Source organism: Metapseudomonas resinovorans DSM 21078 (assembly GCF_000423545.1).
Lineage (GTDB): Bacteria > Pseudomonadota > Gammaproteobacteria > Pseudomonadales > Pseudomonadaceae > Metapseudomonas > Metapseudomonas resinovorans.
The window spans coordinates 134,344-154,318 of sequence record NZ_AUIE01000015.1 but is presented as its reverse complement, the minus strand read 5'-3'; the positions used below and the strand labels follow the sequence as shown (position 1 = coordinate 154,318).

Here is a 19,975-nt window from a genome sequence, read left to right as displayed (position 1 = left end):
CGGCGCGAGGCCGGCTTTATAAGGACGCACAACAAATCGATCAGCGCAGCTTCTCCAGCATCTGGTAGTACCACATGCCCACCGCCAGCATGTGGTTGCCCAGGCGCTCGCTCAGCGGCACGCGGATGTGCTGGCACTGGGCGAAGGTGTCGAACTTCTCCAGGCTGCCGCTCATGGCATTGGCCATGACCTCGCCCATGATGTGGGTAGTCGCCACGCCGTGGCCGGAGTAACCCTGGCAGTACCAGACGTTTTTCGACAGTTTGCCGAGCTGCGGGATGCGGTTGATCACGATGCCCATGGCGCAGCTCCACTTGAAGTCGATCTCCACGCCTTTGAGTTTCGGGAAGGTGCGCTCGATGCAGGGCCGCAGCTCCGCCTCGATGTCACGGGAGTCGCGCCCTGAATAGTTGGCACCACCGCCGAACAGCAGACGGCCATCGCCGGTCATGCGGTAGTAATCGAGCACGAAGCGGCAGTCGTAGACGGCCAGGTCCTGCGGGTTGAGCGCTTTCGCCAGGTCGCCCAGGGGTTTGGTGGTGACGATGCCGCCCATGGCCGGGAAGATCATGCCCTTGAGCTTCTTGCGCTCCAGCTTGTGGTAGACGTCGCCGGCCAGCAGCACCTGCTGGGCATTGATCCGGCCACGGCTGGTGATCACCGCCGGGCGATCGCCGTGGATGATGTCCTGCACCTCGGAGTGCTCGAAGATCAGCGCACCCAGACTGGCGGCGGCCTTGGCCTCGCCAATGCACAGGTTCAGCGGGTGCAGGTGCATGTTGCGGGTGTTCTTGATGGCGCCGACATAGAGGTCGGAATCCAGGTGCTCGCGCACACCGGCGGCGTCCAGCAGGGTGACATCGTCCCCCATGCCACGGCGCACCGCTTCTTCGTAGGAGGCCTTCAGCTCGGCCATGTGCGAAGGTTTCATCGCCGCGTGCAAGTGGCCGTGCTTGAGGTCGCACTGAATGCCGTACTTGGCCACGCGGTTCTTGATGATCTCGTGGCCGCGCCAGCGCAGGTACCAGATGAAGTCGTCCACGTCCTTGCCGAGAAAGCCGCTCATCTGTTTACGCATGGCCCCGTCGCCCGACAGGCTGCCGGTGACCTGGCCGCCGTTGCGGCCCGTGGCGCCCCAGCCGATCTTGTGGGTTTCCACCAGCGCCACCTTGTAGCCGCGTTCGGCCATCTCCACTGCGGTGGCAACCCCGGTGAAGCCACCGCCGATAATGGCGACGTCAACGTTCACCTCCCCTTCGAGGGTGGGATAGGCCGTCTCCTCGTTGAGGCTTGCGGAGTAATAGGAAGGCGCGCGCTCGGCGGCAGGCAGCGGGTGTTTGATTGCAGCGGTCATGGTAGATCCTTTGGAAAAATGTCCGGGGCCGTCAGGGCGGGCTTTTGGCCTGCTTGGCGAATGAATTCGCCCCTACAGGAACGGCCTCGGATCGATACGTGATATCCGGTTCAAGCCTGGTTCAGGTACCAGCGCCAGTCCTGCTCGCCGACCTCGGACATGAACTGGCGGTATTCGGCGCGTTTCACCGCCAGGTAGACGCCGAGGAAGGCGGTACCGAAGGCATCGCGGGCCCAGCTGGATTGCTCCAGGGCGCGCAGCGAGGTGAGCCAGTCGGTGGGCAGCAGCTCCTTGGCCTGGGCGTAGCCATTGCCCTCCACCGGGTTACCCGGATCGAGGTTCTCGCGGATGCCGCGGTGGATACCGGCGAGGATGGCGGCCGCCGCCAGATAGGGGTTGGCGTCGGCGCCGCAGATGCGGTGTTCGATATGCCGGCTGTTGGCCGGGCCACCGGGAACGCGCAGGCTCACGGTGCGGTTATCCACACCCCAGGTCGGCGCCAGCGGTGCATAGCTGTTGGCCTGGAAGCGGCGATAGGAGTTGGCGTTGGGGCAGAACAGCAGCAGCGAATCCAGCAGGCTCTTGAGCATGCCGCCCACCGACTGGCGCAACAGCGGGGTGCCGGCAGGGTCTTCGCTGGCGAAGAGGTTGCGCCCTTCGGCATCGGCCAGGCTCACGTGCATGTGCATGCCGGTGCCGGCAATCTCGGAGAAAGGCTTGGCCATGAAGCAGGCCTGCATGCCATGGGCATGGGCCACGCCCTTGACCAGGCGCTTGTAGCGCACGGCCTGATCCATGGCCTCCAGGGCATCGCCGTGTTCCAGGGTGATTTCCACCTGGCCAGGGGCGTACTCGGAGATCGCGGTGCGCGCCGGAATGCCCTGGGCCTTGCAGGCGGCGTAGAGGTCGGCCAGGAAGGGTTCGATCTGTTCCAGCTCACGCAAGCCGTATACCTGGGTACCGCGCGGGCGGTGGCCATCGGCATCCACCGCCGGCTGCGGGCGACCGTCAGCATCGCGCTTCTGGTCCAGCAGATAGAACTCCAGTTCGCAGGCCATCACCGGATGGAAACCGTCGCCCTTGAGACGATCGATCACTTCCACCAGCACCTGGCGCGGATCAGCGATGGCCGCGGGCATGCCCTCCTGCGGATGCATGCAGACCTGCACGGCGGCGGTGGGCATCTTGCGCCACGGCAGACGCACCAGGCTGCCCGCCAGCGGGTAAGCGCGGCAGTCGATGTCGCCCACTTCCCAGACCAGGCCGGAATTCTCCACATCTTCGCCGTGCAGGGTCAGGCCGAGGATGGTGCTCGGCAGCGGACGGCCGGTTTCGTACACCGCCAGCAGCTCGTCGCGGTGCAGCAGCTTGCCGCGCGGCACGCCATTGGCGTCGAGAATGAAAAGTTCGAAGGCATCGATATCCGGGTTCTGCTCGAGGAAATCCCGGGCTTCCTGCACGCTGGCAAAATTCATGGCGCTCTCTTTAGTGCCCGTGGGCACGCACTCTGCCCTTGTCGCTTGGATCAAGGGACGACTTTCTCGTTCTGGGTGAGGTTGGCCGCGACGCTGGCGACCTTGAGTCAGGCGAGTGCGCCATCCGGTGGACGCGCGTGGCGGCAATGCCAGAGCGCCCAGAAGGCAAGGTCGAGCGGCAGGGAGATCAGGAGATTGACGGCCCACTTGCGGGAGAACAGGACCGAGGGAGCGACTCCAGGGGCACGGCGGGCGGCGCGGACCTGACCGAGGGTCAGAGCGCGGAGCGGCGATGTGTGCGGAGCCGGACAACCCATGAGGAAGCATCGTGTTATTGGAATGGGTCGCAGGCTCGCACGGCGCCAAGGGTCAATAAAATTCAGGTTTTCCTATCTTTGGTTAATCAATGACTAAACATTAACCCTGCCTGAGGGGGATTCCATGGCAACGCCATAGCCCCGTACGATCCACCCGCGGCGCCATGCCGGGCTTCGAATGGTGGACCGGTGAAGCGTGGTCCACCCTACGGCACACAGGTTCTGCCTAGCGCAGCTTCAGCGGATCCACCAGCCCCGCCACCACCGCCATGCCCACCAGGTCCGGCAGGCGCTCGGCCTGCATACGCTTCATCACCCGGGCGCGGTAGAGGTCGACCGTCTTCACGCTGATATCCAGCTGCTCGGCGATCTCGCGATTGGTGTACCCCTGCACCAGCGGCAACAGCACATCGCGCTCGCGGGGCGTGAGGCTGTCGAGGCGCTCCTGCAACTGGCCCTGGCCGCCGCTGCCGGTGCGGCGCGGGTCGCAGCTGCCGAGGGCCTGCTGCACGCTGTCCAGCAGCAACTGTTCGTTGTAGGGCTTCTCGATGAAGTCGCGGGCGCCGGCCTTGAAGGCGCGCACGACGATGGGCACGTCAGCATGGCCGCTGACGAAGATGATCGGCAGGTCGAGGCCGCGGCTGCGCATTTCTTCCTGCACATTGAGGCCACCCATGCCGGGCATGCGCACATCCAGCAAGACACAGGCGTCCAGGCTGGCATCGCAGGCATCGAGGAAGGCCCGGCCACTGGTAAACGGCAGCGCCTTGAGGCCCACCGACTCCAGTAACCAGACGGTGGAGTCGAGCATGCCCTGGTCGTCATCCACCACGTAGACCACCTGTTCGCCAGCGTTGGACATCAATCCCTCTCCTTTCCAGTTCTTGTTATTGCAGGGGCAGGCGGCAGCGCATCAGCAACCCGCCCTCCTCACCCGGCATCCCGTCGAGGGAACCCCCGAACCCTTCGACGATGCTGCGGCTCATCGACAACCCCAGGCCCAGGCCGTCCGGCTTGCTGGTGTAAAACGGGGTGAAGATACGCGACAGCGCCTCGTCATCGAGGCCGGGCCCCTGGTCACGAACTTCGATGGCCAGGTGGCCGTCGCCCGCATGCGCGGCCAGGCGAATCACCGAACCCTGGCCGGGATGGGCCTCGCGGTTGGCGTCGATGGCGTTGCGCAGCAGGTTGAGCAGCACCTGCTCCAGCAGCACGCGGTCGGCGTAGACCGGCGGCAGATTGTCCGGTAATTGCTCCTCGATCGCCACCTGACTGGCGCTGGCTTCCCAGGCGCAGAGGCGCACCGCCTCGTGGGCGACTTCCGCCAGGTCCAGCGCCTGCATCTTGCGCTGGCCCTTGCGCAGGAAGGCACGCAACCGCTTGATCACTTCCGAGGCGTGGTTGGCGTGTTCAGTGATGCGTTCCAGGCCTTGGGCCACTCGCTCTGCCGCCTTCGGGTTGGAGCCCAGCGACTGCAGGTAGCGCTGGCTGGCGCTGGCGTAGTTGACCACCGCCGCCAGGGGCTGGTTGATCTCGTGGGCGATGCCGGAGGCCAGCTCGCCCAGCGTCACCAGGCGCGCGGTGTGTGCCAGTTCGTCCTGGTGTCGGCGTTGCTGGGCCTCGCGCAGTTCGCGCTCGGTCATGTCGCGGGCGACCAGCGAGTAGTAGCGTTCGCCACCCGCACTGGAATGGGCCAGCAACACCATGGACACCGGCACCGAGGCACCGCCGCCCGGTGGCAGCAGCCGCGAATCGAGGCTCCACACGCCCTTGCGATCGGCGATGCTCCAGCCCTCGCGGTGCAGGCGCGCCAGGTCGTCGGCGGCAATGACCTCGGCCAGCGCCGGCATGGGCTGCTTGCCTCCCAGGCCAAGAGCACGACGTGCCGCCGGATTGAGGTAGGTGATGTGCCCGTCCGGATCGACGAAAAGCACCGGGTCGGTATTGGCTTCCACCACCTCGGCCAAACGCCGCTTGTTCTCCTCGGCCTGCACCCGCGCAGTGATATCGCGGGACACGCTCACCACCTCCACCACGGCTCCGGTGTACGTCTCGCGGATGGCACGGCTGGCGGTTTCGAACCAGAGGTAATGCCCCGCGCGATGACGGATGCGGTAGGTCATGGTGTGGTAGCCGTCCTGCTCCAGCGCGTCGCGCGCGCGCTGCACCAGTTGGGCGAGTTCCTGGGGATGGAACAGGCACTGGGCGAGTTGTCCGCGCAGTTCTTCCGGCCAATAGCCGAGCAACGTCCAGGAGGCCGGTGAAGCATCGAGAAAGCGGCCTTCAGGTGTGTGGCGGGAAATCAGGTCGGTGGTGTTCTCGGTGATCAACCGGTACAGCCGCCTTGCTCGCGCCGCCTCACGCTCGGTGAGAATCTGCGCGGTCGCCTCACGGCAACGCGCCAGCACGCGCCGTTCCTGTGGGTCGGGGATATAGGTCCAGATCAGCATGCGCTCGCCACACTGAGCCTCCACCCCTTCGATGGCGCGTGTCTGGGCGAGGCAGGCGCGCACCAGCGAGGCGTGGTTCACCGGCAGGAAGCGCAGCACCTCGACCAGGGGCATTTCCCCGAGCATCGCCAGCAGCGCGGCATTCAACTCCAACGGCCGGGCCTCGGCATCCACCAGCAGGCTCGGCTGCGGATCATGACCGAGCAGTGGCGACGCACGCAGCAAGCCATTGACGCTGCCGAGCAGGGTCGTGAGCAGTTCATGGACCCAGCCCAGCCAATCCAGGCTCACCCCCTCCCGCACCTCCACCAGCAGCAGCCCCTGTTGCCCGCTTTCCAGCGCGAGGTCAAAGGCCTGGCCATGGCTGATGGCGGCGCGACGCAAGCGCCCGGCCAGCCAACAGTCGAGCTGACGCAACTGGTCCAACCCCAGCCGACCCACTTCTTCCAGGCGTGCGGCAAGAACTTCGTCGCTGGCCTGCAGCGGGTCGCCCTGCCCCGGCGGTAGCTGCTGGCCGCTGCCTTCATGGCTGTAGATGCGCGCACCGGGCAGCCAGCTCAGGTAGTAGGCCTGGCGCACCTCGGGACAACCCCGCAGCGCCCGGCACAGGGCATCGACGCGGGCGGCCAGGGAAACGCCCTCGCGCTGCAGGCGCAGCCAGGTGTGAAGTCGAACCGGAGTCTGGGTCATGGCGAGTCCAGCGGCTGGGGGTGGGCAAGGATAGCGTGGCTAACGAGGGGCCGGAATGTTCGCGGAGGTGCGCCACGTCCCTGTAGGAGCCAGCTGGCTGGCGAATTGACCGCCCCATGTGGATCAGGGCCTGACCTCGCGCCCCGGGGCATTCGCGAGCCAGCTCGCTCCTACATCATCAGAATATAGTAGTTTTACTATACGACTCTAGAACTACTTCCATACGTATCCGGTATTGGTATATAAATCACCCCAGAAATCTACCGGCCACTCCCAGATGAGCCGGTAAAGAAGAGCTAATAATCAGCCGCCGGGTATCCAGCATGTCGATCTACGATCAGGGCCTCGCCCCCGCCGCCGTCAACCACATCGCCCTCTCACCCCTCAGCTTCATCGAGCGCACTGCCGCCGTTTATCCCCACTACCCCGCCGTCATCCACGGTTCCATCCGCCGCAACTGGGCCGAAACTTACGCGCGCTGCCGGCGCCTGGCCTCGGCCCTGGCCGGTCGTGGCATCGGTAAGGGGGACACGGTGGCAGTGATGCTGCCGAACATTCCGCAGATGCTGGAGGCGCACTTCGGCGTGCCCATGATCGGCGCCGTGCTGAACCCCCTGAACGTGCGTCTCGATGCCGAAGCCATCGCCTTCATGCTGCAGCATGGCGAAGCCAGGGTGCTGATCACCGACCGTGAGTTCCATGAGGTGATCCACGCCGCCATCGGCATGCTCGACCACCCGCCACTGGTGATCGACGTCGACGACCCGGAGTACGGCGAAGGCCAGGCGGTGAGCGACCTCGACTACGAAGCGCTGCTGGCCGAAGGCGACCCGGACTTCGCCTGGCAGTGGCCGGCGGACGAGTGGCAGGCCATTTCCCTGAACTACACCTCCGGCACCACCGGCAATCCCAAGGGCGTGGTCTATCACCATCGCGGTGCCTACCTGAACGCCCTCGGCAACCAGATGACCTGGAACATGGGTAACCACCCGGTCTACCTCTGGACCCTGCCGATGTTCCACTGCAACGGCTGGTGCTATCCCTGGACGGTCACGGCCCTGGCCGGCGTGCATGTGTTCCTGCGCCGGGTAGACCCGCAGAAGATCCTCACCCTGATCCGCGAACACCAGGTCAGCCACCTGTGCGGCGCACCCATCGTGCTCAACGCCCTGGTGAACATGCCCGAATCAGCCAAGGCCGCCATCGACCACCCGGTAAACGCGATGGTCGCGGGCGCGGCACCGCCGGCCAAGGTGATCGGCGCAGTGGAAGAGATGGGCATCCGCGTCACCCACGTCTACGGCCTGACCGAGGTCTATGGCCCGGTTACCGTGTGCGCCTGGCATGACGAATGGGACGAACTGCCCCTGGAAGAACGCGCCCGCATCAAATCCCGCCAGGGCGTGCGCTACCCCACCCTTGAAGGGGTCATGGTGGCGGACCCGAAGACCCTGGAACCGGTCCCCCTGGACGGCCAGACCATCGGCGAGATTTTCATGCGCGGCAACACCGTGATGAAGGGCTACCTGAAGAACCCCAGTGCCACCAGCGAAGCCTTCGAGGGCGGCTGGTTCCACACCGGCGACCTGGCCGTGTGGCACCCGGACGGCTACGTGGAAATCCGCGATCGGCTGAAGGACATCATCATCTCCGGCGGCGAGAACATTTCCACCATCGAGCTTGAGGGCGTGCTCTATCGCCATCCGGCGGTACTGGAAGCGGCCGTGGTGGCACGGCCCGACGAGAAGTGGGGTGAAACCCCCTGCGCCTTCATCACCCTCAAGGCCGACCAGCAGGAGACCCGCGAGGCGGAGATCATCGCCTTCTGCCGCGAGCACCTGGCGGGCTTCAAGGTACCCAAGACAGTGGTCTTCACCCAATTGCCGAAGACCTCCACCGGCAAGATCCAGAAATACGTCCTGCGCGACATGGCGAAGAACCTCTAGGAACCGGATTGAGCAAACAGGCCGGCAGCCCCACGGCTGCCGGGACAGGCCGCTGCATGCCCGAAAAAGCTGCGGCGACTGGCAACAGGCATCGACAACAACAACAAGCGGAGCCGTCATGAGTACCCATAACCCAGCCCTCACCCAAAGCTTCGACCGTATCCGGTCCAACCCCAAGTTCCAGAACCTGGCACGCCAGAGAGCCGTACTCGCCTGGTCCCTCAGCGCCATCGTGCTAGGGGTTTACTACCTGTTCATCATGCTGGTGGCCTTCGTGCCCGGCTGGCTGCACCAGCCACTCTACGACGGCAGCAACCTCAGCCGCGGCATCCCGGTGGGCGCCGCCATCATCGCCCTTTCCTGGTTGCTGACCGCCTGGTACGTGCGCAGCGCCAACACCCGCTTCGACAGCCTCAGCGCGGAAATCATCAAGGAGGCCCAGGCATGAAAGCCCTGCTCAGCCTGCTCGCCCTGGCGCCCCTGACCAGCTTCGCCGCGCCCCTGGTGGCGGAGAAGCAGGCGCTCAACCTCAACGCTATCGGCATGTTCTTCGTGTTCGTCCTTGGCACCCTGGCGATCACCTGGTGGGCCGCCCGGCGCACCCGCTCCACCGCCGACTTCTACACCGCCGGTGGCGGTATCTCCGGCTTCCAGAACGGCCTGGCCATCGCTGGCGACTACATGTCGGCAGCCACCCTGCTGGGCCTCACGAGCCTGGTGTTCACCAAGGGCTACGACGGTTTCGTCTACATCATCGGCTTCTTCGTCGGCTGGCCGGTCATCACCTTCCTGATGGCTGAGCGCCTGCGCAACCTGGGTCGCTACACCTTCGCCGATATCGTCTCCTACCGCCTGGACCAGACCCGCGTGCGCAGCTTCGCCGCCATCGGCTCGCTGACCGTGGTGTGCTGCTACCTGATCGTGCAGATGGTCGGCGCCGGCCAACTGATCAAATTGCTGTTCGGCCTCGACTACCAGATGGCCGTAGTGGTGGTTGGCCTGCTGATGCTGGTCTACGTGATTTTCGGCGGCATGATCGCCACCACCTGGGTACAGATCGTCAAGGCCGTGCTGCTGCTGGCCGGCGGTACCACCCTGGTGCTGATGGCCATGAGCGAGTTCGGCTTCAGCTTCGAGAACCTCGCCGGCCGCGCCGTGGAAGCCCACGCCATCGGCAACGGCATCATGGGCCCCGGCTCCATGCTGGCAGACCCGATCAACGCCGTGTCGTTGTCCCTTGGCCTGGTGTTCGGCATCGCCGGCCTGCCGCATATCCTGATGCGCTTCTTCACCGTGCCCAACGCCCGTGAAGCACGCCGCTCGGTGCTGTTCGCCACCGGCTTCATCGGCTTCTTCTTCCTGGTGGTCTGCGTACTCGGCTACACCGCCATCGTCATCGTCGGCACCGACCCGCAGTACTTCGTCGACGGCAAGCTGGGCGGCACCCTGGTAGGCGGCGGCAACATGGTCGCCATGCACCTGGCCCAGGCGGTGGGTGGCAACCTGTTCCTCGGCTTCCTCTCCGCCGTGGCCTTCGCCACCATCCTCGCCGTGGTCGCGGGCCTCGCCCTGGCCGGTGCCTCGGCCATCTCCCACGACCTCTACGCCACCGTGCTGAAAAAAGGCCGCGCCAGCGAGCGCGACGAGATGCGCGTCAGCCGCATCGCCACCGTTTGCCTCGGCCTGGTGGCCATCGGCCTGGGCCTGCTGTTCGAGCAGATGAACATCGCCTTCCTGGTGGGTCTGACCTTCGGCGTGGCCGCCTCGGCGAACTTCCCGGTACTGATCATGGCCATGTACTGGAGGGGCCTGACCACCCGTGGCGCGCTCTGGGGCGGTTTCATCGGTCTGGCGTCCGCACTGGTACTGGTGATCCTCTCCCCGGCGGTGTGGGTGACCGTGCTGGGTCACGCCAAGGCGATCTTCCCCTACGACCACCCGGCGCTGTTCTCCATGCCGCTGGCCTTCCTGGTGATAGTCGTCGTCTCCAACCTCGACCGCAGCGCCCGCGCCAACCGCGAACGCGCCGCCTACGACGACCAGTTCGTACGTGCCCAGACCGGCCTGGGGGCGGCAGCGGCCAGCAGCCATTGACCGATGGGGCACGGCTTGCCGCCGTGCCCTCCCCGCTTCGACCTGGCTGAACGATCCCGCCTGTTGAGCCGTGGCGCGGTCTCGGCTCCTTTGGGCCGCGCCCTTTTTATTCCCGCTGTACCCCGACAACAAAAACAAGAGGACTCACCATGCATCGCAACACCCTCACCACCGGCCTGTTGCTGGCCGGCGGCGCCCTCGGCATGTCCGCGCCCGCCCTGGCGGACTTCGTCAAGGACGGCAAGGCCAGCCTGGAACTGCGCAACTTCTACTTCAACCGCGACTTCCGCCAACACGCCGCGCCCCAGGCCAAGGCCGAGGAATGGGCCCAGGGCTTCCTGCTGCGTTATGAATCGGGCTTCACCGGAGGCCAGATTGGCGTCGGCCTGGACGCCATCGGCCTGCTCGGCGTAAAGCTGGACTCCAGCCCCGACCGTGCCGGTTCCGGCCTGCTCAAGCGCGACCGCGAAGCGCCCAAGCGCGCCCAGGACGAATACGGCGAACTGGGCCTGACCGCCAAGCTGCGCGCCTCGAAAAGCACCCTCAAGCTCGGCACGCTGATGCCCAAAGTCCCCGTGCTGCTCGCCAACGACTCGCGTCTGTTGCCGCAGACCTTCGAAGGCGGCCAGCTCAACTCCCTGGAGATCGACGGTCTGACCTTCGATGCCGGACACCTGCGCCAGGTCAACCAGCGCGACTCCTCCGACTACGAGGACATGAGCATCACCACCGTCGGGGTGAAGAACGTCCGCGCCCGCCAGGCCACCAGCGACGCCTTCGACTTCGCCAACCTCAGCTACAAGTGGAACGACACCCTCAGCACCGGCTATGGCTTCGGCCGCCTGGAAGACTTCTACCGCCAACACATGCTGACGCTGAACCACCTGCTGCCGCTGGGCGAAGGCCAGACACTGAAGAGCGACCTGCGCTTCGCCCGCTCCACCGACGAAGGCTCCAGCAACGTCGACAACAAGGCCTTCGGCGCCATGTTCACCTACGCCCTCGGCGGCCACGCCTTTGGCCTCGGCTACCAGAGCATGAGTGGCGACACCGGCTTCGCCTACGTCAACGGCAGCGACGCTTACCTGGTGAACTTCGTGCAGATCAGCGACTTCGCCAACCGCGAAGAGCGCTCCTGGCAAGCGCGCTACGACTACAACTTCGCCGCCGTCGGAATTCCCGGCCTGACCTTCATGACCCGCTACCTCTCGGGCGACGACGTCGAGCTAGGTGCCGGCCGCGAAAAGGGCAAGGAATGGGAGCGCGACACCGACATCGCCTACGTGGTGCAGAGCGGGCCGCTGAAGAACCTCGGGCTGAAGTGGCGCAACGCGACCGTGCGCTCCACCAACTTCGGCAGCGACCTCGACGAGAACCGCCTGATCCTCAGCTACACGCTGCCGCTTTGGTAGCACGGGCCCAGCTCCGAATTGGGGAGATACCCAGCGACGCCCGATCCGGGCGAGGCAGCGCGTAGCCCGGATGGAGTCCGGGATCGGTGTTGGGCATTTCCCCGAATCGCCAGATACGCCCGGCTTTGTAGCGCTTGGGCGCCTGCCCCTTGAGCTGAGAGATCACCTCGCCCTCGGTCACGTAGGCGAACACCGACCCCGAAGGGCTATCGGGAGAGGCTGCGCAATAGTCCAGGCGTGGAGTCATCAAGGCATCCTCGTGGGGGAAGGGATACCTCAAAACCAATGCCGGCGGGGCTTGCGACCTACGGCCAACGGGCGTGATCACGGGGTGGCCAATCCGCTGAAACGACCGAGGGAAGGCTGCGACTGTAAGGGCGAATTCATTCGCCCTTACAAGGAAATCGGCACGGGGCGACCACGAACGAATTCGCCCACAAGGACCAGCGATCAAGCCTTCAGCTTGTGGGTCCAGTCCAGCAGGCTGCGCCACAGGCAGATGCCCACGAAGTAGGCCGAGGACAGCCACCAGATGCCCAGCACCAGCGACTTATAGAAGGGATGCTGAAGGATCAGGAACATGCTGCTGATCATCCACACGAAGGTGACCACGATGTTCAGCGGCATCAGCTTGCGCACGCGGAACGGGTGCAGGAACTTCAATTTGGTCAGCGTCAGGGCCGCAAGGAAGCAGATCAGCAACAGGCTGACCACGGGCAGCGGATCGATGATCCAGATGTACAGCGCCACCACGTTCCAGGCTGCGGGGAAGCCGACGAAATAGTTGTCGCTGCTCTTCATGTTCAGGTTGCAGAAGCAGAACAGCGACGACACCAGGATCAGGCTCACCGCCACCAGCGCCGTATGCTCGGGCAGGTCGATGTAGCGGTAGATGAAGATCGCGGGGATGAACACATAGGTGAGGTAGTCGATCACCAGGTCCAGGGTCGAACCGTCGAAGTTCGGCAGCATGGTGCTGGTCTGCACGCGTCGGGCGAGGGTGCCATCGAGGCCGTCTACCAGCAACGCAGCCCCCAGCCACAGCAGGCAGTCACGGGGCTGGTTGTCGAACAGGGCAAGGATGGCCATCAGGGCCAGCACGACACCGGTGGCCGTGACACCGTGAGCGGACCAGGCCTTGGCTTTATTGACGACACTAATGTTGGTGGACACGAGGCAGCTCTGCTCTAAATAGTGGGCGACAGAATCGATAGACCGCGATTATGCGTCAGCTTCTCAAAGGCCTTCAGACATTTGTGAATCCGGCCATGTCGTTTTCAGACATCTTTACCTTGCTTATTCGAGCCTAGGCCATCCGAGCCAGACGGCAACGTCCGCCACCGCGCGATCATCGGGAAACGGCACCCATCGGCATGCACTTGCAGCCCAGCGCGCAAGGCTGCACCCTTGCGCCCTTTCCACCGTGAACTCCCTTCATGAGCGCCCCGTCCGACCCGACCCGCTGCCCACTCTGCGGCCAGAGCAATCAGTGCACCCAGGCCGATCCTGCGCGTGCGGGTCAGGACTGCTGGTGCTTCACGGCAAAGATCGACCCCGTCGCGCTCGAGCGCATCCCGCCGCAGGACATTGACCGCGCCTGCCTCTGCCCCCATTGCGCACAGTCGCTGCCACCCGATGCACCAAGCTGATGCGCCTTGATCGATTTTTGAGCAATCTTTCTGAATTCAACCGCCTCGACGCGCGCCTCCTGCTAGCCGCTGGTCGGGTAAGGGTGGATGGACAGGCGGTCGCCGATGGCCGCTTCGAGGTCCGCGAGTTCAACCGAATCGAGCTGGACGAGCGGCTGCTCCAGGCCGGCAAGCCAGCGCGCTACTTCATGCTCTACAAGCCTTCCGGCCACGTCAGCGCCACCGAGCACCCGGAGCATCCCACCGTGCTCGACCTGCTCGACGAGCCTGACAAGCACGAGCTGCACCTGGGTGGACGCCTGGACCTCACCACCACCGGCCTGCTGCTGATCACCAACGACGGGCACTGGTCGCGCCGCCTCACGCTGCCCGGCAGCAAGCAGCCCAAGGTCTACTACGTGGAAACCGAGCAGCCCATCGGCGCCGAATACATCGATACCTTCGCCCGAGGGCTCTATTTCGCCTTCGAGGACCTGACAACCCTCCCCGCCCAGCTGGACATCCTCGACACCCGCGCCGCCCGCCTGACCCTCCACGAGGGCCGCTACCACCAGGTCAAGCGCATGTTCGGGCACTTCCAGAACCGCGTCGTGCGCCTGCACCGCGAAAGCATCGGGCCGCTGAAACTGGACCCTCAGATGCAGCCAGGCGACTACCGGTCACTCACCGATGCAGAAGTGGCCTGCTTTTAGCTAGATCATCTCCGAGTCACATCGGGATCGAATAACCCGACGAACTGCAAGAATTTTTCCTTTCAATGAGCTTGCGAGTGACATGATGCCCTGCTTAAATCGGACACAAGGTCGAAGCGTGACCAAAGAGTCACACCGACCATCTAAGCGTTCCCTGCGGTCCCTTGTGCTCTGCACTCGTAGGTTCCCTGCCTGGTTAGAAGACCCCTCTGGCGCCCTTCAAAGCGCTGGAGCCCGCCGTCTTTTTTCGACCTATCCGCTTGATAAATAAAGAATTTTAAAAATCTACGCCTGACATCCGATTGTCATCGAAAGGCGCTTTCCTACTGCCAAGACTTAAGCGCGAGCCAAGCCGTTTAGAGGGCTCGCACGACCCATCTGCGCCAGGAGGAAACGACATGAGGCCGGAAACTGCCATCGTCGAGATTCACAGCCAGTACAAGGTTCACACGGAGTTCTACGGCAACCCAGAAGCCAAGGAGACCATCATCCTGGTCAACGGCTCCTTGTCGACGACCGCCTCGTTTGCGCAGACAGTGAAATACCTGCAACCGCACTTCAACGTGGTGCTCTTCGACGAGCCCTATGCCGGCCAGTCCAAGCCGCATAACGACAACACCCGCTTCATCGGCAAGGAGACCGAGGCCGACATTCTCCTTCACCTGATCGAGCACTTCCGGGTGGACTACCTGATGTCCTTCTCCTGGGGCAGCGTCTCCGCCCTGCTCGCCCTGGCCCAATGCCCGGCGCGAATCAAGAAGGCCGTCGTCACCTCCTTCTCGCCCATCCTCAACGCACCGATGATGGACTACCTCACCCGCGGCATGGACTACCTCTCCGCCATCGACCGCGACAACGTCGGCCATCTGGTGAACAACACCATCGGCAAATACCTGCCGAGCCTGTACCAGCGCTTCAACCACAAGCACTGCAGCAGCCTCGACGATCACGAATACCTGCAGATGCACCACCACGTGTGCCAGGTCCTGAACATGGATTCGCGCTGCTACGTGGATTGCCTGGCCAACGTCGACATCCCGCTGCTGTTCATCAACGGCGACCGCGACGAATACACCTCGGCCGAGGACGCCCGCCACTTCGCCAAGCACGTGCGTGATTGCCAGTTCGAAGTCATCGACAACGCCGGACACTTCGTCGACGTCGAAACCAAGGCCGCCTGGCTGCAGACCCAGCAAGCCATGCTGGGCTTCCTCAAGACTCCGGCCACCAAGGGCATGGCTCGCCCGCAGGTCGCCGACTACCAGGCAGTTGCCGTTTGAACGCGCGGCCGCCCGGGCAGGTGCAAGTATCTTTCAGTAACTTGTGACTGCCCCGGGCTTCACCTCGCCCGCCTCTTCTGGTAAAAAGAGCACCCTTCGCGGGCGTCGTATAATGGCATTACCTGAGCTTCCCAAGCTCATGACGAGGGTTCGATTCCCTTCGCCCGCTCCAAAATCCCCTGACTAAGCCCCTGATTTTTGGGGTTTTTTCGTTTCTGGGCGCTGGTGGTGTCGATAAAGTGTCGAAATCTGCCAGCCACAGGCTCGCCTGGATGACGTGCTCAGGATCGCAAGGCTTTCGTTCCCCACGGTGAATTTCGTCCATCTGCTGGACACACTTTCCAGCAAGCCGTCAAAGAATTTGCTCATGGCGATTACCTCCACCGCTCAACAATCTGCTTGAGTGTTTTGCGCTCATCGCTCGTTAGGCAGAGTTACGCGCACTGCTGTTGCGGCCGCCGCGACGATGCATTCGCCGGTCGAACACTTCAGGCTCAGAAGTATTTCAGCCAGGCAATGTCACGGCGACGCGCCTTGAGCCGGGCGAACCAGCGAACGGGCAGGTAGAGCGCGACGACCAACAGCAGCGAGCACAGCCACACCGGCAGCACTGAGTCGAAGCCGAAATACTGCCCGTGGTTCGGCCCCCAGATCGCCATGCTGGACAGGTACAGCAGCTTCAAAACATACAGGTGCAGCAGGTAGAAGAACATCGGTGCCGCGCCGAACACCGCCAGCAGGCGTGCCAGGTTGACCTGCCCGCGACGCTCGAAAAACACCAGCAGCAAGAGTCCGATGCCCAGTGTCAGGGCGAGGAACAGCAGCGACGGCGGGTATTTGGTGATGTTCAAGAAGCTCATCAGCGTCTGCAGTGCCGTCTCGCCGCTGGTCCAGGGCTTGTCGCCGTAGCTATTGCACAGCCGCAGTACCACGAAAGTGCCCAGCGCGGTGGCGGCGCAGAGCAGCAGGTTGCGCCGACGCTGCGCGGAGTCCGTGGTACGACCGAACCAGGGCCCTGCGGCATAGCCCAGAGCGATCACACCGATCCACGGCAGCAACGGGTAGGAAGTGCGCAGGCGCAGCGAATCACCGACCTCGATCCAGCCGCGGTCATGCAGTATCGACCAGGGGATATACGCCCAGTCGCCCGGCATGACGTGCACACCATCAAGCAGGTTGTGCCCCGCCACCAGCAACAGCCCGAGGGCGGCCAGCACAGCGCGTGGCAGCCAGACCAGTATCGAGAGCGCCAGCATGCTCAGACCGATGGCCCAGATCACTTGCAGATAGATGACGCTGGGCGGCAACTGGAAGGTCCAGGCGAAGTTCACCAGGGTGATTTCCAGCGCCACCAGAAACAGGCCTCGCTTGAACAGAAAGCGTGAGACTGCTGTCCGGCCCTCGTGCTTTTCCCCATAGAGGAATGCCGACAGGCCGGTGAGGAAGACAAAGATCGGTGCGCACAGGTGCGCCAGGGTGCGGCTGAAAAACAGCGCGGGTTCGGTCTGGCTCACGTCCATCGGGTCGCTCACCTGCATGTGCAGGTAGAACGTCTCGCGGACGTGGTCGAGAAGCATGAAGAGGATCACCAGCCCACGAAGGGCATCGATGGAGTGGAGCCGGGAGGAAGGTATCGCTGTCATCTGAATCAACTGCCACAAGATTTATGTAATATTATTACGTACTATATCTCCCGACCACCAGTGTCATGGGCATACAAACGAGCCCGGGGCGGCGGTCGCCATCTCCAGAAAGATTGCTTCCGTCAGCACCCCATGAAACCAGGCCAATCACTTCATCCCCCGATGTTCGACGTGGGCCGGCGCGTAACTACTGCACCAGCCGGCCTCGACGGCTCCGCCTAGGCAATCCAGTCCGCTCCAGCCGCTTTGCAGAACTCCCCAGATCACCCTGACAAACCTTCAAGGAAACACGATGAAGCACGAACTCGTTCCCCTGGCGGTATTGGCGGCGCTTGCCAGCGCGGTCAGCCAAGCTGCGCAGAGTGGCGAATCCACCATCACCCTCGGTGAGATCCATGTGGACGGTAGCGCTGGCCAATCGCTGCAAGCAGGCGGCAGCAGCGTGCTGACCTCGGTCGATGTCCTCGGCAGCGACAAGGTGGAAGACAAGAACGTGATGAACAGCTGGGAGCTGCTGGGCCAGATGCCCGGCATCCAGCTCACGGAAACCCGCCAGGGCGCCGAATCCGGCAAGGCCACCTTCCGCGCCTTCAATGGCGAGGGTTACATCAACGGCATCAAGACGCTGATCGACGGCGTGCCGAGTAACGTCAACAGCGGCAACCAGCGCTTCATTGATATGGTGTTCCCGCTCGACATCGACTACATCGAGGTGGTGCGCGGCACCAACGATCCTCGCTACGGCCTGCACAACATCGGCGGCAACATCAACTTCGTGACCCGCCAGGGCGGCAACTACACGGACAGCCGGCTGACCTACGGCAGCTTCAACACCCAGGAAGTGCAACTGGCAGTGGGCCACGAGTCAGAGAACTTCGCGCAGAACTACTTCCTCGCCAAGCAGGACTCCGACGGCTATCGGGACCATGACCAGTCGAACAAATACTCCCTCAGCGGCAAATGGTTCTACACCGACGATGCCAGCCTGCTGAAACTGGGCCTGGTCACTCGCCTCTACCACCACCAGGCCGAAGAGCCGGGCTTCCTGACCCGCGAAGAACTCAAGGCCAGCCGCACCGATTCCGACCCGAAGAATGCCAACGACGGTGACGACCGCGACATGAAACAGGTGGCGGTGCACCTCGACTGGCAGATGCGCGACGACCTGAGCCTGAGCAACAAGCTCTACTACAACAGCTACGAAGACGACCGGAAGGTGACCTTCACCAGCTACCCGGTCGGCAATGCACCGCGCCAGCGCCGCCAGTGGGATGAGCAACAGACCGGTATGCTGAGCAGCATGACCTGGGCGACCCGCGACTGGCTGACCCTGGAAGGAGGCCTGAACGTCGAGCATCAGGACAACGAGTACCGCCGCTACCGCTACAACTACAGCGTACCGACCAACTTCGACACGACTCCCGCACGCGTCCAGAACGACGACGCCTACACCCTCGATAACTTCGGTGCCTACGTGCAGGCGGTGATCCAGCCGATCGAGTCGCTGAAGATCATTCCGGCCTACCGTGTCGATCGCTTCTACGGCGAGACCGAGTTGCCCGACGGCACCGAAGCCGACCTGCAGGACTACGGCTCGATCCAGCAACCCAAACTCAGCGTGGTCTACAGCCTGACACCGAACATCAACCTCTACGCCAACTGGGGCCGAACCTTCCAGATCCTCACAGGCTCCAGCGCGCCGGCGTACATGACCGCCGGGCAAGCCAGCTTCGACCCCTCGATCAACACCGGCAAGGAAGTGGGCATCAAGTTCAGCCCGGTGAATGGCACCGAAGCGCGCATCGCCGTGTGGCAGCAGGACGCCACCGACGAAGTGGCGAACATGCCCAGCACCGGCACCACCGTAGGCCTGGGCGAGACCCGTCGGCGCGGCATCGACCTGCAAATCACGTCGAACATCACTGACCAGTGGTCCGTCTGGGCCTCCCACGCCATCCAGGAAGCCAAAGTGGTCAGCGCCTACACCGCCAGCGGTGCGTCGCTGGCAGGCAAGGAGGTGTTCTCCACGCCGCGCTACATCAGCAACCTCGGCACGGACTACCAGCTCAACCACGACTGGCGCGTCGGTCTCCAGGCCCGGGCCCAGGGCGACTACTACATCGACGAGCTGAACCAGCAGGGCAAATACGGCGGATACGCGCTGCTGGACGCCAACGTAAGGTACACGCTCTCCCCCACCGCTCGCGTGGATGTCCAAGTGAAGAACCTCACCGACCGGGAGTACGAGTACGTCTGGTACGACAACTTCTTCTGGGGCGGCGATGACCAACCCATGTTCTCGCCCGCGCCGGGACGAACCGTCTACCTGTCCCTTAACCTGAAGCTGTAAACGGAAGGCGCTGTCGACCCGTCCCCCCCAGCCCACCGGTGTGGGAGTGCCACGCAGGTTTCCACCGGCCACCAGGGCGTAGCCATCGCTGCGTTATTGGTGGACGGGAAGGCGTGGCTGCCGCTGAATGAATGCGCGCGTTTGCTGGAGCGGGCGCCGGTCGTGCTTGGTTAGAGAGAAAGGGGGCAGGAGAATGGATCTGCCGCCGTTCTCAATAACGATCTTCGCCTGTACGGCCCCCCCAAAAAATGAGATAGCCCAGGACCGCCAGGCCGCGATCAACGCCGACCAGCGCGGGAGGCAGCCGCAACAGCGTGAAGCGGTGCGACCAGTCGATTTCACTGATGATGGTCGCCCGCCAGATGGCTTTGCCCTCCGGCGTGGGTTGGAAACGCGCCCCGAGTAACGTTTTTGTGCAAAAAGCCTGGTTTAGTAGCAAAAATAAGCAACTGGTAGCCTTTTTGCGCACCGAGCATCGGTTAGCGTTTTCGACTAACGTATTCCATCCAGTAACGTTTTCAGGTTCCCGGTAGAGGATTTCTTCCATGCAGGTCGGCTTCAAAGCTCTGGCGGCCCGCTACGGGGTCGAACCGGCACAACCTCTACGCGTCGACTCGGTGATC

General features: G+C 63.6%; 16 protein-coding genes and 1 tRNA gene. 9 read left to right on the top strand and 8 right to left on the bottom strand.

The window, feature by feature from the left end; genetic code table 11:
* Window positions 1-40: 40 nt before the first annotated feature.
* From G559_RS0114200 to G559_RS28990, 4 genes are all read right to left on the bottom strand, one after another.
* On the bottom strand, window positions 41-1,354 hold the full coding sequence (locus G559_RS0114200; protein WP_028628857.1) for an NAD(P)/FAD-dependent oxidoreductase: 1,314 nt from the start codon (window positions 1,352-1,354) through the stop codon (window positions 41-43).
* A 110-nt stretch (window positions 1,355-1,464) separates the two neighbouring features.
* The gene (locus G559_RS0114195) at window positions 1,465-2,829 is read right to left on the bottom strand and encodes a glutamine synthetase family protein (RefSeq protein ID WP_028628856.1); all 1,365 of its coding nucleotides are present in this window, start codon (window positions 2,827-2,829) and stop codon (window positions 1,465-1,467) included.
* Between the two features lie 543 nt (window positions 2,830-3,372).
* Window positions 3,373-4,008 (bottom strand): response regulator transcription factor, encoded by a 636-nt coding sequence (locus G559_RS0114190; protein WP_028628855.1) that lies wholly within the window; start codon window positions 4,006-4,008, stop codon window positions 3,373-3,375.
* A 25-nt stretch (window positions 4,009-4,033) separates the two neighbouring features.
* On the bottom strand, window positions 4,034-6,286 hold the full coding sequence (locus tag G559_RS28990) for a PAS domain-containing sensor histidine kinase (RefSeq protein ID WP_028628854.1): 2,253 nt from the start codon (window positions 6,284-6,286) through the stop codon (window positions 4,034-4,036).
* A 323-nt stretch (window positions 6,287-6,609) separates the two neighbouring features.
* Between G559_RS28990 and G559_RS0114180 the strand changes: the two genes are divergently transcribed.
* From G559_RS0114180 to G559_RS0114165, 4 genes are all read left to right on the top strand, one after another.
* Window positions 6,610-8,232 (top strand): acyl-CoA synthetase, encoded by a 1,623-nt coding sequence (locus G559_RS0114180; RefSeq protein WP_028628853.1) that lies wholly within the window; start codon window positions 6,610-6,612, stop codon window positions 8,230-8,232.
* 118 nt (window positions 8,233-8,350) lie between these two features.
* Window positions 8,351-8,680, top strand: coding sequence for a DUF485 domain-containing protein (locus tag G559_RS0114175; protein WP_028628852.1), 330 nt, complete (start codon window positions 8,351-8,353; stop codon window positions 8,678-8,680).
* The gene (locus G559_RS0114170) at window positions 8,677-10,326 is read left to right on the top strand and encodes a cation acetate symporter (RefSeq protein WP_028628851.1); all 1,650 of its coding nucleotides are present in this window, start codon (window positions 8,677-8,679) and stop codon (window positions 10,324-10,326) included. The genes G559_RS0114175 and G559_RS0114170 overlap by 4 nt, the downstream gene beginning before the upstream one ends.
* Before the next feature lie 149 nt (window positions 10,327-10,475).
* Window positions 10,476-11,738 (top strand): OprD family porin, encoded by a 1,263-nt coding sequence (locus G559_RS0114165; protein ID WP_028628850.1) that lies wholly within the window; start codon window positions 10,476-10,478, stop codon window positions 11,736-11,738.
* On the opposite strand, the gene G559_RS30815 is transcribed toward G559_RS0114165, so the two are convergent.
* Both G559_RS30815 and pcsA read right to left on the bottom strand, forming a co-directional pair.
* Window positions 11,713-11,985, bottom strand: a complete 273-nt coding sequence (locus tag G559_RS30815) for a cupin domain-containing protein (RefSeq protein ID WP_211228798.1) — start codon at window positions 11,983-11,985, stop codon at window positions 11,713-11,715. The genes G559_RS0114165 and G559_RS30815 overlap by 26 nt on opposite strands.
* Window positions 11,986-12,188: 203 nt before the next feature.
* Window positions 12,189-12,911 carry a phosphatidylcholine synthase gene (gene pcsA / locus G559_RS0114160; protein WP_028628849.1) on the bottom strand — a complete coding sequence of 241 codons (723 nt, stop codon included), beginning with the start codon at window positions 12,909-12,911 and terminating at the stop codon, window positions 12,189-12,191.
* A 263-nt stretch (window positions 12,912-13,174) separates the two neighbouring features.
* On the opposite strand from pcsA, the gene G559_RS29890 reads away from it, so the two are divergent.
* From G559_RS29890 to G559_RS0114145, 4 genes are all read left to right on the top strand, one after another.
* Window positions 13,175-13,387 (top strand): cysteine-rich CWC family protein, encoded by a 213-nt coding sequence (locus G559_RS29890; RefSeq protein ID WP_081668073.1) that lies wholly within the window; start codon window positions 13,175-13,177, stop codon window positions 13,385-13,387.
* Window positions 13,387-14,079, top strand: a complete 693-nt coding sequence (locus G559_RS0114155; protein WP_028628848.1) for a pseudouridine synthase — start codon at window positions 13,387-13,389, stop codon at window positions 14,077-14,079. Before G559_RS29890 ends, G559_RS0114155 begins: the two co-directional genes overlap by 1 nt.
* Window positions 14,080-14,477: 398 nt before the next feature.
* Window positions 14,478-15,359, top strand: coding sequence for an alpha/beta fold hydrolase (locus tag G559_RS0114150; protein WP_028628847.1), 882 nt, complete (start codon window positions 14,478-14,480; stop codon window positions 15,357-15,359).
* Between the two features lie 98 nt (window positions 15,360-15,457).
* A tRNA-Gly gene (locus tag G559_RS0114145) sits at window positions 15,458-15,531 on the top strand.
* 322 nt (window positions 15,532-15,853) lie between these two features.
* On the opposite strand, the gene G559_RS0114140 is transcribed toward G559_RS0114145, so the two are convergent.
* A complete protein-coding gene (locus G559_RS0114140) occupies window positions 15,854-17,002 on the bottom strand; it encodes a DUF1624 domain-containing protein (protein ID WP_028628846.1) in 1,149 nt (382 codons plus the stop codon).
* Between the two features lie 292 nt (window positions 17,003-17,294).
* Here G559_RS0114140 and G559_RS0114135 point away from each other — a divergent pair, with 292 nt between their 5' ends.
* Window positions 17,295-19,352 carry a TonB-dependent receptor gene (locus G559_RS0114135; protein WP_028628845.1) on the top strand — a complete coding sequence of 686 codons (2,058 nt, stop codon included), beginning with the start codon at window positions 17,295-17,297 and terminating at the stop codon, window positions 19,350-19,352.
* 211 nt (window positions 19,353-19,563) lie between these two features.
* Here G559_RS0114135 and G559_RS29885 read toward each other — a convergent pair whose 3' ends face one another.
* Complete coding sequence (locus tag G559_RS29885) at window positions 19,564-19,899, bottom strand: hypothetical protein (protein ID WP_155945725.1); 336 nt, start codon at window positions 19,897-19,899, stop codon at window positions 19,564-19,566.
* Between the last annotated feature and the right edge of the window lie 76 nt (window positions 19,900-19,975).